14 protein-coding genes and 3 pseudogenes are annotated in these 16,396 nt (G+C 69.0%); 5 read left to right on the top strand and 12 right to left on the bottom strand.

What is annotated here, in order from left to right:
- Window positions 1-173 precede the first annotated feature (173 nt).
- The gene (locus ACIO3R_RS21640; RefSeq protein ID WP_402107809.1) at window positions 174-1,472 is read left to right on the top strand and encodes a DUF6986 family protein; all 1,299 of its coding nucleotides are present in this window, start codon (window positions 174-176) and stop codon (window positions 1,470-1,472) included.
- A 48-nt stretch (window positions 1,473-1,520) separates the two neighbouring features.
- Here ACIO3R_RS21640 and ACIO3R_RS21635 read toward each other — a convergent pair whose 3' ends face one another.
- Both ACIO3R_RS21635 and ACIO3R_RS21630 read right to left on the bottom strand, forming a co-directional pair.
- Window positions 1,521-3,182 (bottom strand): hypothetical protein, encoded by a 1,662-nt coding sequence (locus tag ACIO3R_RS21635; protein ID WP_402107806.1) that lies wholly within the window; start codon window positions 3,180-3,182, stop codon window positions 1,521-1,523.
- Between the two features lie 275 nt (window positions 3,183-3,457).
- Window positions 3,458-4,486 carry a LacI family DNA-binding transcriptional regulator gene (locus ACIO3R_RS21630; protein ID WP_385040894.1) on the bottom strand — a complete coding sequence of 343 codons (1,029 nt, stop codon included), beginning with the start codon at window positions 4,484-4,486 and terminating at the stop codon, window positions 3,458-3,460.
- A 183-nt stretch (window positions 4,487-4,669) separates the two neighbouring features.
- On the opposite strand from ACIO3R_RS21630, the gene ACIO3R_RS21625 reads away from it, so the two are divergent.
- Entirely contained in the window at window positions 4,670-5,626 is a 957-nt protein-coding gene (locus ACIO3R_RS21625) for an ROK family protein (RefSeq protein ID WP_385040891.1), read from the top strand.
- Window positions 5,627-5,721: 95 nt separating this feature from the next.
- Here ACIO3R_RS21625 and ACIO3R_RS21620 read toward each other — a convergent pair whose 3' ends face one another.
- Entirely contained in the window at window positions 5,722-7,776 is a 2,055-nt protein-coding gene (locus ACIO3R_RS21620; RefSeq protein WP_402107802.1) for an NPCBM/NEW2 domain-containing protein, read from the bottom strand.
- A 589-nt stretch (window positions 7,777-8,365) separates the two neighbouring features.
- On the opposite strand from ACIO3R_RS21620, the gene ACIO3R_RS21615 reads away from it, so the two are divergent.
- Window positions 8,366-8,632, top strand: coding sequence for a hypothetical protein (locus ACIO3R_RS21615; protein ID WP_362964480.1), 267 nt, complete (start codon window positions 8,366-8,368; stop codon window positions 8,630-8,632).
- A 148-nt stretch (window positions 8,633-8,780) separates the two neighbouring features.
- On the opposite strand, the gene ACIO3R_RS21610 is transcribed toward ACIO3R_RS21615, so the two are convergent.
- The 9 genes and pseudogenes from ACIO3R_RS21610 to ACIO3R_RS21570 all read right to left on the bottom strand — a co-directional run bounded on the left by ACIO3R_RS21610 (window position 8,781) and on the right by ACIO3R_RS21570 (window position 13,967).
- Window positions 8,781-8,957 (bottom strand): hypothetical protein, encoded by a 177-nt coding sequence (locus ACIO3R_RS21610; protein ID WP_385035910.1) that lies wholly within the window; start codon window positions 8,955-8,957, stop codon window positions 8,781-8,783.
- Between the two features lie 315 nt (window positions 8,958-9,272).
- Window positions 9,273-9,570 (bottom strand): annotated as a pseudogene (locus ACIO3R_RS21605) (hypothetical protein); the annotation flags it as partial.
- Between the two features lie 30 nt (window positions 9,571-9,600).
- The gene (locus ACIO3R_RS21600; protein ID WP_402107799.1) at window positions 9,601-10,179 is read right to left on the bottom strand and encodes a DNA/RNA non-specific endonuclease; all 579 of its coding nucleotides are present in this window, start codon (window positions 10,177-10,179) and stop codon (window positions 9,601-9,603) included.
- Complete coding sequence (locus ACIO3R_RS21595; protein ID WP_385035912.1) at window positions 10,088-10,381, bottom strand: hypothetical protein; 294 nt, start codon at window positions 10,379-10,381, stop codon at window positions 10,088-10,090. The genes ACIO3R_RS21600 and ACIO3R_RS21595 overlap by 92 nt, the downstream gene beginning before the upstream one ends.
- 312 nt (window positions 10,382-10,693) lie before the next feature.
- Window positions 10,694-11,140, bottom strand: coding sequence for a spore-associated protein A (locus ACIO3R_RS21590; protein ID WP_385035914.1), 447 nt, complete (start codon window positions 11,138-11,140; stop codon window positions 10,694-10,696).
- A 106-nt stretch (window positions 11,141-11,246) separates the two neighbouring features.
- Complete coding sequence (locus ACIO3R_RS21585; protein WP_362956614.1) at window positions 11,247-11,594, bottom strand: spore-associated protein A; 348 nt, start codon at window positions 11,592-11,594, stop codon at window positions 11,247-11,249.
- Between the two features lie 264 nt (window positions 11,595-11,858).
- Window positions 11,859-12,875 (bottom strand): annotated as a pseudogene (locus ACIO3R_RS21580) (IS256 family transposase); the annotation flags it as partial.
- A gap of 11 nt (window positions 12,876-12,886) precedes the next feature.
- Window positions 12,887-13,163 (bottom strand): annotated as a pseudogene (locus tag ACIO3R_RS21575) (glycoside hydrolase domain-containing protein); the annotation flags it as partial.
- A 132-nt stretch (window positions 13,164-13,295) separates the two neighbouring features.
- Window positions 13,296-13,967, bottom strand: a complete 672-nt coding sequence (locus ACIO3R_RS21570) for a FadR/GntR family transcriptional regulator (protein WP_385035916.1) — start codon at window positions 13,965-13,967, stop codon at window positions 13,296-13,298.
- A 274-nt stretch (window positions 13,968-14,241) separates the two neighbouring features.
- On the opposite strand from ACIO3R_RS21570, the gene ACIO3R_RS21565 reads away from it, so the two are divergent.
- Both ACIO3R_RS21565 and ACIO3R_RS21560 read left to right on the top strand, forming a co-directional pair.
- On the top strand, window positions 14,242-15,495 hold the full coding sequence (locus tag ACIO3R_RS21565; protein ID WP_402107796.1) for an MFS transporter: 1,254 nt from the start codon (window positions 14,242-14,244) through the stop codon (window positions 15,493-15,495).
- A 442-nt stretch (window positions 15,496-15,937) separates the two neighbouring features.
- The gene (locus ACIO3R_RS21560) at window positions 15,938-16,378 is read left to right on the top strand and encodes a transposase (protein WP_402107794.1); all 441 of its coding nucleotides are present in this window, start codon (window positions 15,938-15,940) and stop codon (window positions 16,376-16,378) included.
- Window positions 16,379-16,396 lie beyond the last annotated feature (18 nt).

The following is a 16,396-nucleotide window of genomic DNA, read 5'->3' as shown; positions in this document are numbered from 1 at the left end:
GGGCTGACCCCCACCGGTACACAGCACGGCCTGCGGGGCCGCACGGTGAACACACCGTGCGGCCCCGCACCGTTTCCGATCACCATTGACGCAGGTACGGCAGCCTTATAACTTCACTATACGGATTGTTGATTCCGGGAAGCGGAAACAACGGGAGCGTGGAGGGTGCGGAAATGGGTCAGCAGGAGAAGGTGGCGACGAGCCTCGCCGGAGCGGTCAGCGACGGGATCAGCGCCTCCCTCACGGGGGTGGACGCCGAACTCGCCTGCCGCTACCCCGGCGACCCCGGGACCCGCCAGCCCGTACACACGGTCTACGTACCGGGGGACACCTTCACCGCCGGCACCATCCGCTCCTGGGGTGACCGGGCGCTGAAGGCGCTCGACGAGCACGCCCCCGACGCGGCCTCCCTCGCGGCTGTTCTCGGCATCCCGGACGAACTCGCCGAGGCCGTCCACGACCGGGTGCGCGCCAAGCTGGAGCGGGAACCCGTCGAGGACCTGCGGATCGACTTCGAGGACGGCTACGGCCCCCGCTCCGACGCGGAGGAGGACGAGGCCGCCGCCCGAGCGGCCCGGCTGGTCTCCGACGCGTACGGGAACGGCACGGCCGCCCCGTACATGGGCATCCGGATGAAGTGCATGGAAGCGGCCGTCCGGGACCGGGGGATTCGTACCACGGACGTCTTCCTCACCGGCCTGATGCGGGCGGGCGGGCTCCCCGACGGGCTGGTGCTCACCCTGCCGAAGGTGACGTACCCCGAACAGGTCACCGCCTTCGTCCAGCTCCTCGAAGCCTTCGAGACGGCGCACGGTCTGCCCTCGGGCCGGCTCGGCTTCGAGATCCAGATCGAGACCAGCCAGTCCATCCTGGCCGCCGACGGCACCGCCGCCGTCGCCCGGATGATCGACGCCGCGCAGGGCCGCGCGACCGGTCTGCACTACGGCACGTTCGACTACAGCGCCTGTGTCGGCGTCAGCGCCGCGTACCAGGCGAGCGACCACCCGGCCGCCGACCACGCCAAGGCCGTCATGCAGGTGGCCGCCGCGGGCACCGGCGTACGTGTCTGCGACGGCTCGACCAACGTCCTCCCCGTCGGCCCGACCCCGCAGGTCCACGAAGCCTGGCGGCTGCACTACGGCCTCACGCGGCGCGCCCTGGCCCGCGCCTATTACCAGGGCTGGGACATGCACCCGGGCCACCTGCCCACCCGTTACGCGGCCGTCTACACCTTCTACCGCGAGGGCCTCGAACAGGCCGCGGCCCGGCTCGCCGCCTACGTGGCGAAGGCGGCCGGCGACGTGATGGACGAGCCCGCCACCGCCAAGGCGCTCAGCGGCTATCTGCTGCGCGGCATCGACTGCGGCGCGCTGGACACCGCGGAAGTCGCCCGGCTGACCGGGCTGACCCGCGCTGACCTGGACGCCTTCGCCTCACCGCGGCGCGGCGGGCTGACGGTCACGGCGCCGTAGCGGGTACCGCACCCGGGCGCGGCGCGGGCCGCGCCCGGGACGGTCGGATCACTGGCGCTGTATGGGGCCCCCGGTGCGCCGCGCGCGCTGGGTGAGTCTGCTGCGCAGCCGCATGCTCACCAGCACACCGACGAGCACCACGAGGATCGCCAGGCTGGTGATCCGCCAGAGGATGCTGTTCAGTACGGTGACCACGCCGATGAACGCGAGCCCGAGCAGGAACACCATCTCGCGGAGTTCCTTCTTGAGCTGGTAGGTGCGGCTGCACCGGATGCGCACGGTCGCCAGCCACTGCCCCTCGACGCCGAGCCCGGACCACAGCCGGCGGTCCAGGAAGGCCCAGGGCAGATCCGGATAGGTGCCCAGCGCATCGAGTGAGCTCGGATAGCGGCTGGTCATGTCGCCGCCGTGCAGTTCGGCGCGACGGTTCTGTACTTCGTCGCTCGTCTGGATGGCCTTCAGTTCGAGGACCGGCACGATCCCGTTCTCGTCGGGGAAGCCCTCCAGCACCACGGCGTCGCCGCTGGACACACCGATGAGCTGAAGCGTGAGGGCGTCCAGCAGGCAGACCTCGTGCTCCGCGCTGGCGCGATCACCGTCCTGGATCCGGCAGGTCACGTAGCTCTGCTTGCCGAACAGCACGTCCTGCCAGCGGTGTTTGGGCTTGGGCAGTGTGGCCGGGCGCACCGTGACCGCTTCGCCCGGCTCGACCCCCACACAGATGCGCAGCGAGCGGTCGACCTGCACGGTGTGCCGGTCTTCCCGGCTGATGTCGGCCGCGACCACCACATTGGCCAGTGCACCCAGGCGCTCGTGCCGGGCGGTCGGGACCTGAACGTTCTGAACGATCACATGGCTCGGGTGGCGCAGCGTGGCGGCGAGCCCGGCCGAGATCCTGACGACGCCGGAACCGCGCTGGTCGTAGGTATCGGGGGTGCGGGCGGCGTGGAAGGAGCCCGCGGGCAGCTCGTTGGCGGGGTGGATGTCGTCGTACGGAATGTTTGACGGTGCCTCGGGGACGAGCCCCTCCAGTCCCGACAGTGTGATGCGCTCCTCGTCCCGGAACAGCCGGGTGCCCTTCTCGCAGAGCTGTTCGTCGCCGCGGGCCCGCGAGCTGAACTCCTCGGGGGTGTCGCCGAACCACTCCCGCAGGCGCCGCGACTCCGAGAGCAGATCGGTGAGCAACTGCCGTTCGCCGGGGTGCGGCCTGGGGGCGCCAGCTCCGTCGTGGATCACGCCGTAGCGGTGTACATACGCGTACGCGCCGCCCAGCCACTCACCGGAGGGCATCTCCATGGGGAAGCCGGAGGCGGGCAGGAACACCCGGTCGTACTCGCCACCGGGTGTGAAGACGCCCTCGCTGCTGTCGACGACTTCCAGCTGGGCCGCGTCCAGCCAGGTGACGAACAGGTCGCGGGTTCTGCCCGGGGTGTGGAAGGGAGATGCCGAGACGTAGCCGAGCGGGCTCACGTAGGCGGATACCCCGACCTCAATTCCCGTTGAGCGGACCTTGACCATGGGAACGGTCGAGGAGATGCCCAGCCCGTCCATCTTGTGCCGGAGCTGCGCCGGGCAGGCGTTCGAGCCGATCGAGAGCACCGGGAATCGCTCACCGATCAGCGGTTCGTTGGCGCTCATCAGCGCGAAGTCGAGCGGTACGGCACGACCTGGTTCGGGGTTGCCGCTGAACTCGTCGCCTGAGCTCTCCACCAGCCACTGGGCAAGCCGTCGATTCCGCTTGGGCCGTAACCTCAGATACTGGTTCCGATGCAGCAGGCCCGATTCCACGGGCCAGGCTCCCGGGTAGATGAGCGGGTGTTCACGTGGCGCTTCATCGAGGCCCAATGCCTCAAGCGTGCGTTCGTTCACCTTGCGTCTGACCTTCCCCCAGGAATAGGAGCGCGGGCGCGGTGCGACCGACATCCTAGTGAACCGGGCACCGTGTCTCCTAGAAGGCCAGACGGTGTGAAGACACTCAAATGCGCTCAGGACGGACGCAGTTCGCCCGAACCGCGCGCGATGAGCCTGGTGGGAAGCTCCACCCGCACCGGGGCGTGGTCGGCGCCGTCGAGGCGGCGGAAGAGGTGTTCGGCCGCGGTGCGGCCGACGGTCGCGGCGTCCTGGGAGACGACGGTGATGCCGAGCAGATCCGCGAGTTCGATGTCGTCGAAACCGACCAGGGCGACCGGCCGTTCACGGTCGGCCAGGACACGTACGACGGTCACCGTCACCCGGTTGTTGCCCGAGAAGAGGGCGGTGACCGGTTCCGGGCCGGAGAGCATCGTCTCGGCCGCCAGGCGGACCCGGTCGGGCTCCGTGGAGCCGAGGGAGACCCAGGAGTCCTGCACGGTTATCCCGGCGTCCGTCATGGCGGTGTGATACCCGCGCAGCCGTTCGGTGGCGGTATGGATGCGGGGCTGGTCACCGATGAACCCGATCCGGCGGTGGCCGTGCGCGATCAGATGGGCGACGCCCTGGCGGGCACCGCCGAAGCTGTCCGAGAGCACCATGTCGGCATCGATCCGGCCCGCCGGCCGGTCCACGAAGACGGTCGCGATGCCGGCCCTTATCTCCTGCTCCAGATAACGGTGGTCGTCACCGGCCGGAATCACGATGAGCCCGTCGACCCGGCGCGCGCACAGCGCGAGCACGAGCTCCTGCTCGCGCTCCGGGTCCTCGGCGCTCGAACCGTTGATGAGCAGGGCGCCGTGCGCGCGGGCGACCTCCTCCACGGCGCGGCTCAGTGGCCCGTAGAAGGGGTCGGCGAGATCCTCCAGGACGAGTCCGATGGAGGCGGTACGGCCCTTGCGCAGCACGCGCGCACTGTCGTTGCGGCGGAAGCCCAGCGCGTCGATGGCCTCCTGGACGCGGCGCTCGGTGTCGGGCGTGACACCCGGCTCGCTGTTGACCACGCGGGAGACCGTCTTGAGCCCCACCCCGGCACGCGCGGCCACGTCCTTCATGGTCGGCCGGTTGCCGTAACGGGGCTCGGGGTGACGGATGGTCTCGGCCACGGTGCGCTGTCCTGTCGTCGGGTGCGGGGCTGTCCGGCGGGGCCGCGGAGAGTACCGCGGAGGGGGCCGGAGGCTGTGGCGTCGAGCATAGGCCCTGGACAACGTTGTCAGCTGAATGGAGACTATGCAGACTATTCAATGAAGCCGCAGGTCCCACCCCCTCACCATCCGGAGCCCACACCGATGCATACCGACCTCGTAGCCGCGCTGGACATCGGCGGCACCAAGATCGCCGGCGCGTTGGTGGACGGCAGTGGCAGGCTCCTCGTACGCGCGCAGCGGCCGACGCCCGCCCGGGAGGGCGGGGAGAGGGTGATGGGGGCCGTCGGCGATGTGCTGGCCGAGCTGACCGCCTCGCCGCTGTGGGGGCGGGCATCGGTCGTCGGGATCGGCAGCGCGGGCCCGGTGGACGCCTCCGCCGGGACGGTCAGCCCGGTCAACGTTCCCGGCTGGCGGGACTTCCCGCTGGTGGAGCGGGTGAGCGAGGCGACCGGCGGGCTCCCGGTCGAGCTGGTCGGCGACGGGGTCGCGATGACCGCGGCCGAGCACTGGCTGGGCGCCGCACGTGGCTACGACAACGCGCTGTGCATGGTCGTGTCGACCGGCGTCGGCGGCGGGCTCGTCCTCGGCGGCACGCTCCGGCCCGGCCCGAGCGGCAACGCGGGCCACATCGGGCACATCAGTGTCGACCTGGACGGCGACCCCTGCCCGTGCGGTTCGCGCGGCTGCGTCGAGCGCATCGCCAGCGGGCCCAACATCGCCCGCAGGGCACTGGAGGGCGGCTGGCGGCCCGGCCCGGACGGTGACGCCTCGGCCGCGGCGGTCGCCGCCGCCGCGAGGGCGGGGGACGCGGTCGCCGCGGCCTCCTTCGAGCGGGCCGCGCAGGCGCTGGCCGCGGGCATCGCCGCGACGGCCACGCTCGTCGAGATCGACATCGCGGTGATCGGCGGGGGAGTGGCCGGTGCCGGCGACGTCCTGTTCGCCCCGCTGCGCAGCGCACTGCGCCGCTACGCCACGCTCTCGTTCGTCCAGCAGCTGACGGTGGCGCCCGCGGTCATGGGCAACGACGCGGGGCTGGTGGGTGCGGCGGCAGCGGCACTCGCGGTCCGGGCGGGCGCGGACGGAGTGGTCCCGGTCTGACGACCTGGCGCGCGACAGGGAGCGGACCAGGTCGTCAGGGCTGTCCCCCGGATGGCGAGAACCGCGCCGTCCGTGTGAGGGGCGGGGGTTCCCGGTCAGCAGATTATGCGGAGATCCCCCCAGTCCGCGTGGTCGGAGTCGTCGCCGTCCCCTCCGTCGGTGACGACCAGGCGGACGACCTGGGCGCCGCTCACATCCGCCGAGACGGGCTGCGCCGGCATCGCGTTGGTCAGCACCCCGGTCGAGGCCGCCCTGGTGCCGTCCGCCCAGATCTCGAAGGCCACACTTCCCTTGGCACCCTTCTCGTCGTCCACACCGACCCGGGCCGTCACGGTGTCGCACGCGCCGCCCGCGTAGTACTCGACGGTGCTGTCCGCGTGCACGCCGAGCCCCTTCGCGTAGACCTCGCCGCCGATGGTGAGCGGATTCCCGTCGCCCGCCGCGCTCTCACCGTTGCTGGTGTCCTTCTCGACCGGCCCGTAGCCGTTGGACGCGGAGAGCTGTGCCAGATCGCTCAGGTAGCCGCCACCGGCCGGTGGCGCCACCACCACATGGGCCTGGAAGGGCACCGAGGACCGCACGCGTTTCCCGGCGGGCGAGCGGTACTGAGCGGTGAGCGTCAGGTCGTACGTGCCGGTCGCCGTGCCGGCCGGGGCCGTCACCTGCCAGCGCGTGGTCAGCGCCCGTCCGGTGGGCAGCGCGGCGGCAGTCGTCGCCGAGCCGGCCCTGACCTGCCAGCCCGACGGTCCGGTGAGGGCCGCGGAGACCTTCAGGGCAGGCGTACGGCCCAGATCGGTGACCGTCGTCGTCAGCGGTGCGGTGCGTCCGGCCTCGACCAACGGGCTCCCGTTCAGACCGAGTGCGGTGGCCGGAGGGTACGAGGCCCACCCGTTGTCGGCGGCGACACGCAGCAGCACGGTTCCGTGCGCCGGAACAGTCGCCGAGATGTCGCCCGCGGTGTTGTAGTCCGTGTGTTCCCACACGTCACGCATCGTGTACGCGGCTGCCCGCGGCAACCCCGTCGCGGCGGCCGTCGTCGAGATCCGCTGCGCGCTCCCGGTCTCGTTGAACAGCGCCACCGCCCGGCTGCCGTCCTTCAGCTCCTTGGACACGACCCAGCGCCCCTCGTCGGAGGAGAGCACGGTTCCCTGCTTGCCCAGCGGGTCCTGGTCGACCGCGATGACCTCGCGGTTGGAGAGGATGTCGAACGTCTCGGGTGTCGCCTTGCGCAGGTCGGAGCCGATGAGGAGCGGGGCGGCCATCACCGACCACATGGAGAAGTGGGTCCGGTACTCCGTGTCCGTCATCCCGCCGTTCCCGACCTCCAGCATGTCGGGGTCGTTCCAGTGCCCCGGTCCGGCGGCTGCGGAGAGCGGCAGATTCTGCTTCATGATCGACAGCATGCTGCTCCAGCTGTCGTTGATGTCGCCCGTGGTGCGCCAGAGATTTCCGAGTTCAGCGGCCCATTCCCAGGGCTTGTTCTCCCCCCATTCGCAGATGCTGTAGACGATGGGCCGGCCGGTGGCGGCAAGCGCATCCCGCATCGTCGTATAGCGCTCTTTCGCGTCGACGCCCTGGTTGTTGCAGTTGTCGTACTTGAGGTAGTCGACGCCCCAGTCGGCGAACTGCTGCGCATCGCTGTACTCATGGCCGAGTGCCCCGGGCAGTCCGACGCTGTCGCAGGTCTTGGTGCCGGCGCTGGTGTAGATGCCGAGCTTGAGACCCTTCGAGTGGACGTAGTCCGCGACGGCCTTGATCCCGTTCGGGAACCGCGCCGGATCGGCCTCCAGCTTGCCTTCCGCATTGCGCTGCGGTTTGGCCCAGCAGTCGTCCAGATTGACGAACTGATAGCCGGCGTCCTTGAGCCCCTTCTCGACGAAGAGATCCGCGATGCCCTTGACCATCGACTCGTTGAACTCGGCCCGGCAATGGGTCGAGTTCCAGTTGTTGAACCCCATGGGGGGAGTGAGAGCGAGATCGCCGCCGGCCCGCGCGCCGGTGGCGGACACCGGGGCCGCGGTGGGGGCGGGGCCAGGGGAGTCCGCTGCGGCGGGGAAGGCGATCCCCGCCGCGCACAGGAGTCCTGCGGTCAGCGCTCCGATGACTCTGTGGGGACCTGAGCGGGGTGTGCGGATTGGAAGATGACGCATCGTTACGTTCCTCCGGACTCGTGCCGAATCATGTGACGGCATGTGCACGCCAAGACGTGCGGTTACGTTAGAGCGTGTTGGAGTCTGTTGGAAGAGGGTGGGTGCCGGTTGTTCGGTATCTCGCCAAAAGCCTTGACGTGGACCCCGGTTGGGAGTGATATCCAAGAACGAGCGTTCGGATGTGTTGAGTTGCCCTCCGAGGGAGGGAGCCATGGCGCGCTCGCGCGACAGATCAGATGTGCCTGGCCGTGCCGCAGGACATCGGATGTCCCGGTGAGATCAGTGCGGTGAAACCCGCGCGGCCATCGCCATGACCTCGGCCGGGTTCGAGGGCGGCCGGGACCCGGTGCCCAGCGCCGCTTCTGCTCCGGTCCGGCGTCCTGACTTCGGGTACGCGGTCTGTTCCGCCGCCGACTCCGCCGGCGCGCTGCGGTATGCCGAATCCGGGGAGGTGGTGAGGGAGAAGCCGGTTCCATCGGGCGGGCGAGAGGTTCCCCGATTCGGCGGGCGTGCCGTGAACGCCCCTGATGGGGTGGACGGCCGCCGCGTCCACGAGGAAGTTGTCAGTGGTCGGTGCGATCCTGCTGCTATGGACGAGATCATGCGGCGACGGGTGTACGGCGCCGATCACGACGACCCCGACCCCGGGCCCCGGCCGGGGCGTGTCTACCGGGAGCTGGTGGGCGGCCCGCTCGACGGGCTGCTGCTGGACGTGACCGGCTGGACGGAGGTCGCCCTCGCGGACGGCTCCGCCCTGATCACCGAGATCGGCTCCTATGGGGCCGGCGGCAGGGCCGAGTACGGACCGAGGGCGAATGAGCCGTACAAGTGGGACTGGCGGGGCGACACCCCCTGAGCGACAGGGCCTGTGCCGCGCGTTCCCGGAAGCCCTGCCGCACCGGCCCGCGGTGCTCGATGTGCCGTGTGCCGGGCGGAGGCGGCTGAGGGCGCCTGGGGTGAGGACCGGGCCACCCGGCCCTCACCCCAGGCGCCCCGCCAAGCGCTCAGCGGCCCCGGTCCGCGCACTGCTGCGGTACGACCACCAGGAACGCGTCCTGTTCCAGATCCATCACGACCTCCGCCGCGACACCCTCGCCGCGGCGGGCCGCCGCGAACTCCTCCGCCGGCCAACTGCCCCGCGGGCCTCCTGCGGGGAACTGCTCAAGCACGGTGCGAAGCACGGTTCACCCCCTGTCGTTCCTTCTGCTGTCGGCTCCAACGACGTCCGGCCGTCTCCGTTACGGTTCCGTGGACACCGCTCCCTGCCCCTCAGGACGCCCGTGAGGGCCGCCCGCGGTTGCGTTCGTGCAACGGCATCGCCTCAAACGGGTTTTCGCGGCAGGGTGATGCGGGCAAGCCACGGGGGGCTAGGGAATGAGGGGGAACCGTGACCGTCTGGATCAACGGTCGTGTCTACGCGAGGCCAGGTCAGGGGGCCCACCTGCTTCTGTTCGCCCCAAAACCTAGCCCTACTTAGCTTGACCGAGCCCTACTAGTTCCTCGAGAGAGGGACGGGACGCCGGGCGGCCGAGGTGCCGCCGGCTCGCAATTGCCGCGTGGATGCGGCGGAGGAGGCGGATGTCGCCTGGGGAGAGGACTCGGCGTGTCGCGCCTCTCTCGTGGGCTTCTTCGCAGTGCGGCCACGGCTCGTCTGCGGTTCAGAGGAGCGGTCCGCTGATGGAGCTGTGGTGCACGCACGGCGACCCGGGCCGCGGGTGCAGCCGGGTCGCTGTGCGTGCCAGCGGGGCCAGCCGCGGATACGTCCAGAGGCCGCGGAGGGGTGGTGAAACTCATGCTGGCTCCCAAGGACGCGAGAGGGTGGGCTCAGTTCCCGAGGTTGTGCTGCCCGCCGGTCTGGGTGTTGGCGATATAGACGTCGGGGAACAACTGCTCGACTGAGCCGTCCTCGCGCTGGATTTCGGCGCTCACCGTAACGCCCACCGGAATCGTGCTGTCGGCACTCAGGTAGGTGGGAGTCACCTGGTAGAGGATCGCGTCGTCCTCGCTGAATGAGGCCAGCCGCACCTCGTCCAGCGCCTGCTCCTCGTACTGCCCCATGCTGCTCGCACCGGTGTTCATCCCGGCCTGCCAACAGGGAACGAGGTTCGGGGAGATCCGTCCGCCGAGGATGTTCGCGATCAGGTGGTTCCGCAGCCCACCGCCGATGTTCCCTGGCCAGTGACCGGCGCGCCTACCGGATCGTGGATGTGGACGACCCGCTGCCGGAGGGCTGAGCGGCGCCCGTCGCGGGGCTGTGCGAGGAAGAGCCGTGCGAGGGGACCGGGCGGAGGACGGGCCGGGCAGTGCCGGCCTACTCCACCGTCCGCGCCAGGATGCCGAGCGTCGCGCGCAGTCCGGCCTCGGGGATGACCGGAAAGATCCCCGCCTCCCGGTGGCGCTCATGGATCTCGCTCCAGTCGTAGTACGACGTCACCAGTGTGCCGCCCGAGGCGGGCTCCAGCCGGTAGCCGTAGAGGTGCCGCATCGGAGGCTGTACCTGGCCGGAGATGGTCCACTCGATGAGAGCGTCCTGCTCGAACCGCGCGATGATCACGGTGACGTCGTACTTGCTGAACGGGTAGTCGTTGAGAGACTCCCGGTCCATGTGCACACGAACTCCTCGCCGACCGCGCGCACGCGATCGCCCTCGGCGGACTGCAGCATCCCAGAACTGTCGATCGCCACGTGCCCCGAGGGGTCGCTCAGCAGAGCGAAGATCTTGGCCGGGGCCGCGGCGGTCTGACGCCGCACATCGAATCGTTCTGTCGTCATGCACGTCAGCCTCGCACAGACCGGCCTCGCACAGACCGGCCTCGCACAGACCGGCCTCGCACAGACCGGCCTTGCAAAGATCGGTCTTGCGAAGATCGGTCTTGCATAAACCAACCTCGCCCAGACCGGACGAATATCGGGGCCGTCATCCGCAGTGGTCGTTGTAGCTGACCCGCTCCAACCTGAAGAATCCGCTCCAGTCGACGCAGGAGCCTCGTGCGTAGAGATAGACGGGCCCCGCATACGAGGTGTAGCTGCCGTAGTCCATGACCGACGAATTGGGCACACCAGAGATGCTGATCATGGCCTGCATGGGTTCCTTGGGACCGACGACGTTGCGCATGGTGACGACGCAGTTTTTTCCCGTCGCGCTCGAATAGGTGAGGAATACCCTGCCGTCGGCACCGAGGTCCATCTGATCGATGACGCCGTACCCGGCGCCGCACGCGCCGTTATAGGAAGCAGCGGCCTGCGCCGTGCCCGGGACGGCTATCACGGCTCCGCATGCCAGTACCCCCGCTGTTCCCACTGCGGCGATACGTCTCTTGGCCCTCAGCCCGTCCGCTGTTTTGATGATGTGCTTCAGTCTCATGTGCGGCCCTGCCTTTCGGCGCCCTTTCCGGGCGCATCAGTGAATCCGGGTGGTGGTCGCCCGCGGGTGGCCCTGTGGCCCCCGTGTCCCCGGTGTATCGACGTGTCTATCCGCAGTGGTCGGGCCCCCGGTGCACGTCGTCCTCCTCCACCGTTCCGCCCCAGATGACGCAGGTCCCTTTTGCGTACACGAAGACCGGACCCGCGTACTGGCTGTAGTAGCCCCGGTCCTCGTCAATCTGCAGATCGCTGGACCGCCCCACGTAGGTGTCCAGCCAGCGTTTCGTGCCGAAGGTGTCCAGAATGGTGACGACGCAGTTGTTGCCCGTCGCGCTGGAGTAGGTCAGATAGATTGTCGCGCCGCTCGAAACGCGCGCCTGGTCGATGACCTTGTATCCGCTGCCGCAGGTGCCGTTATAAGCCGTGGCAGCAGCGGCTTCGGATGTGCCAGGCATTGCCACTACGGATGCCAGGGAAACACTGGCGACAGCTCCCAGGGTGGATAATCTCTTTCCTGATCTCCCTCTGAAGAATTCCCGTACTCTTTGTCCACGTCCCATGGTGTGCCGCCTTCTCCCGCAAATCGGGTGCCGTCAGCGTGCCGGCGAGCTACCGGCAAGGTGTCGACACCATAGGGGCGTGATGTGATACACGGAAAGGCCGGGAATCAGGCCATGGCCTGATTCCGCGACCGGAGCATGCGAACGGGAAACTTCCAAATTCTTCGCTGTCTTCCAGCGCATGGACCAGCGGGCCTGGCCTTTGCCGGTCGGGTGCAGCGACATGATCGCCATGTAGACGCACTTCAAGGCGGCCTGTTCGTTCGGGAAGCGGCCGCGGGCTTTCACCGTCCGTCGGATCCGCGCGTTCACGGACTCGATCGCGTTCGTCGTGCAGACGATGCGGCGGATCTCGGTGTCGAAGCGCAGGAACGGAGTGAACTCCTCCCAGGCGTTCTCCCAGAGCCGGACGATCGCCGGATACTTCTTGTCCCACGCGTCGGCGAATTCCGCGAACTCCTCGAGTGCGGCTTCCTCGGTCGCCGCGGTGTAGACGGGCTTGAGGACCTTCGCGATCTTGTCCCAGTCGTGGCGGGCGGCATAACGGAAGGAGTTCCGCAGCAGGTGGACCACGCAGGTCTGCACGACGGTACGGGGCCAGACGGCCTCGACGGCGTCGGGCAGGCCCTTGAGTCCGTCACAGACCAGCATGAGGACGTCGTTCACGCCGCGGTTCTTGATCTCGGTGAGGATGTGCATCCAGTGCTTGGCACCCTCGCCGCCGTCACCGGCCCACAGCCCCAGGATGTCCCGCCGACCCTCGGCCGTGACCGCCAGGGCCACGTAGATGGGCCGGTTCGCCACGTCGCCGTCGCGGATCTTCACATGGATCGCGTCGATGAAGACCACCGGATAGACCGCGTCCAGGGGCCGGTTCTGCCATTCGGCCATGCCCTCGAGGACCTTGCCGGTGATCGTGGAGATCGTCTGACGGGACACCTCGGCGCCATAGACCTACGACAGGTGGGCCTGGACCTCACCGGTCGTCAACCCCTTCGCGGCGAGCGAGATGACCATCTCGTCAACGCCCGACAGGCGCTTCTGACGCTTCTTGACGATCTTCGGATCGAAGGAACCCTCGCGGTCCCGGGGCACGGCTATCTCGACCTGGCCGACGTCGGTCAGCACGGTTTTTCCACGGGCCCCGTTGCGGCTGTTCCCGCTGTTCTTCCCGGCGGGGAACTGGGCGGGGTTCCACGGCCAGTCCGTGGTGGTCGTGTTCTTCTTGTCCCACAACGCGTACCAGAGGTTGCCTGGCAGGTCCGTCTTGTCCGTGGCGGTGGCGATGGCCTTGGCGCTGGAGCTGCCGAAGCCGTAGAAGCCGCCACGGTAGGTCGCGTTGCGCAGCGTCTTGGTGAAGGAGCGTACGTACGTCAGGACGGCGTAGTTGCACGCTTTGTCGTTGACGTCGTACGGCTCCATGTCCAGGTAGATGGGGCTGCCAGCTTTCATGCCGAGCGCCGTTGGGGCACAACAGGCCCCAGTGCTCGCCGGCCCGCACGGTGAGGTCGATGGCCTCCACAATTGTGCGGCCCTCGCGGCGCAGTGCGACGCCCGTCAGGTCGACCACGGCCTGTCCGGGCAGGGGCGTAGGGGTCATCCGAGCGCCGCCTTCAGGGTGGACAGGTGGGCCCGGCTGCTCTGGGCTGCCTCGCGGGGATGTCCGTCGGTGATGAAGCGGACGAGGTCCTCGTGGGCGTCCTGGTCGCCCGTCCGGGACGCTTCGGGCTGGATCTTGAACATCTCGACCATGGCCTGGCGGATGCGGGGCACGAAGCCGTCGAACAGTTCGATGAGGACGTCGTTGTGGGCGGCGGCCACCACGGCGCGGTGCAGCCGCATGTCCGCGTCGACATGCTCCTCAACGGTCTGTTCGTCGGTGACCCGCTCGGCGAGGGCCTGGGCCAGGGCGTTGATGTCGGCGGCCGTGCGCCGCTGCGCGGCCAGGGCAGCGGCCTCGGTCTCGATGGCGATCCTGCTCTCGATCACGGCGACGATGGACACGCGCCGCAGCACGCTCTCCCAGTCCTCGGTGACATCGAGCGCGGTGACGAACATGCCGGCGCCCTGACGTGAGTCGACCACGCCCTTGCCGGCGAGTTCCCGGATCGCTTCGCGCAGGGTGGAGCGGCCCACCCCGAGCTGCACGGCGAGGACGGACTCGCTGGGGAGCTTGCCGCCCAGCTGCCACTCTCCGGCCCTGATCCGCTGCAGCAGGATTTCGGCGGTCTGGGATGCGAGCGGATGCCGCTGAACAGTCGACGCCATTCCAACCCCTTCACTTGTCTGATGTCTGTCTTCCAGCATACCTGCACACAAAAGGTGTGGTCCGAGGCTCACCTCGCTCAGACCTCTACTTGTCTGATGAGTTGGTTCGGTGCGATGGTGGCTGCCCGCACGCTTCGTGTCGGAGCCGCCTGGGTGAGCTCTGTCCGCCCAGTAATCCCCCTACCTGAAGGAGTGGCTTCATGCTGCCCACCCCCGTTCGCAGGCCCCGGCCTGCGGGGTCTTCTGCTGTTCGCGGTGTCGTGGGGAAGCCGGCATGGTGACCCTCGCCGCCGCCGCGCCACGCCGCTCCCGGGGCAAGTTCTGGTCCCTGGTCAGCACGCACGCGATGAACGACTTCCAGACCGGCGCCGTCGCGGCCCTCCTGCCCTACCTGATCTCCGAGCGCCACTACGACTACGCCGCCGCAGCCGGCATCACACTGGCGGCGACATCGCTGTCGAGCATCGCGCAGCCGTTGTTCGGCATCCTGTGCGACCGGCTCTCGCTGAGGCCTCTGGTCCTGATCGGGCTCCTGGTCGCCGCCGGCGGCGTGGGTGTGGCGGGTTTGACCTCGCGCACCTACTGGCTGACCTGGCTGATCGTGGCCCTCTCGGGTATCGGGGTGGCTGCCTACCACCCGCCGGCCACCGTCGCAGCCAAGGAGGCGGGCGGCGGCACCAACCGTTCCATGAGCGTCTTCTCGGTGGGAGGCAATGTCGGTGTCGCACTGGCACCCGTCGCCGTGGGCATCACCGTCGGCGTGTTCGGGCTGAACGCCACCCCGCTGCTGCTGATCCCGACCGTCGTGGTCGCTGCCGTCTACCTGCTGGTCCATGCTTCCCGCAGGTCGTCCGCCGACGCGGCGCCCGCCGAGACCCACGCGGAGCGCGCGGCTGAGGCAGCACCGCTGGCCCGGGACGTCTGGGGGCAGTTCTCCTGGCTGCTGGTTCTGGTGGCCTTCTGGTCCATCGCCTACATCGGCACCCAGTCGTTCATCGCGCTGTACTCCATCCAGCGCTTCGACGCCACGGCGGCCACGGCCTCGATCGCACTCACGGTCTTCCCCGCGGCGGGTGCGGCGGGGACCCTGACCGGAGGAGTGCTCGCCGACCGGTTCGGCAGGAAGATCGTCATGCGGAGCGGCTACCTTCTCGCGGCTCTCGCCTCCCTGTCGGTCCTCACCGCTCCGAGCGTCATCATCGTCACCATCGCGGCAGCGGTACTGGGATTCGCCCTGTTCCTGCCCTTCGCCTTGCACGTGACGCTCTCCCACTCCTACCTGCCGCGCCACATTGGTACGGCCAGCGGCGTAACACTGGGTATGTCCACCACGCTCGGCGGGTTCTTCACCCCGGCTCTGGGGTCACTGGCCGACCACACGAGCGTGTCAATGGTCTTCGTGATCATCGCGATCGCGCTAGGTGCGGGCTTCGCCTGCTCGCTGTTCGTGCGGGAGCGCAAGGACCACGCGGTCCCCGAGGGGGACACCCCCAACGAGGAAGAGCTCTACGACGAGGCACTGGGCTGACCCGGAGCGTGGCCGGTGCCGCTGGAAGCCGGAAGTCCGTACGTAAGCCAGCGGGTGCGACCGGAACCTGTGCGGCAGGTTCCGGTCGCACCCGCTCGTTGGTGACCGGCCGTGATGCGTTCCGCTGCCGGGCCTCCCCGTGTGCGCTTGTGAGTTCAGCTTGTCGTCTATGGTGCGGCGTCGAACGCGGATCGAAGTTGATCGGCGTTGTCGCAGTTCAGCGGACCTGAAGGCGGCCTTCGTCTGATCCTTTGCTTCGTCACAAGGCAGCGGAACAGCGCGCAGGCCGTGGCTGTGGGTTTGGTGGATCAGGGCGTCCTGCGGGAGGCGTTCGCGGAAGTGCCACACTTCCGGTCGGAGTCATACGCGTGTCTGACGGCACGGGGCGACGCGTTGTTCGAGTTGTGACGATGCGCTGTCGTGCACGGACGGCCCGGTGCGGATGCTGGTCGACCTCGCGCTTGCCCCTGAACACCGCCGCGGTCACGGGGCCCTGTACGGAGCGCTCAATCAGGGGCGGATCGACGTCGCCCGGCTGCGTCGGGCGCTGGCGGGGATGCCGCTGCCGAGGGCGGCGAACGGTCGTCTGGTGCTGGCCGTGGATGTCTCGCCGCGGCAACGGCCGGACGCCAACACCTGTGCCGACCGGGCCTTTTGCCACAGATTCGGCCGAGGTGAGGGCAAACATCAGATGGTGCCCGGCTGTCCGTACTCGGTGGTGGCCCGCGCTGGAAACGGGGCCGCACCTCGTGGAGTGCGGTGCTGGACGCTGTCCGCCTGGAGCCCGGCGACGGCGTCACCACGGTCCAGATCCGAGAGGTCGTCGAGCGTCTTGTCGCCGCGGGCCAGCGGCAGGAGGGTGACCCGGACGTCCTGGTCGTGATGGACGCCGGATACGACG

This window comes from Streptomyces sp. NPDC087428 (assembly GCF_044744085.1).
GTDB lineage: Bacteria > Actinomycetota > Actinomycetes > Streptomycetales > Streptomycetaceae > Streptomyces.
This window is presented reverse-complemented; position numbering and strand designations above follow the sequence as displayed.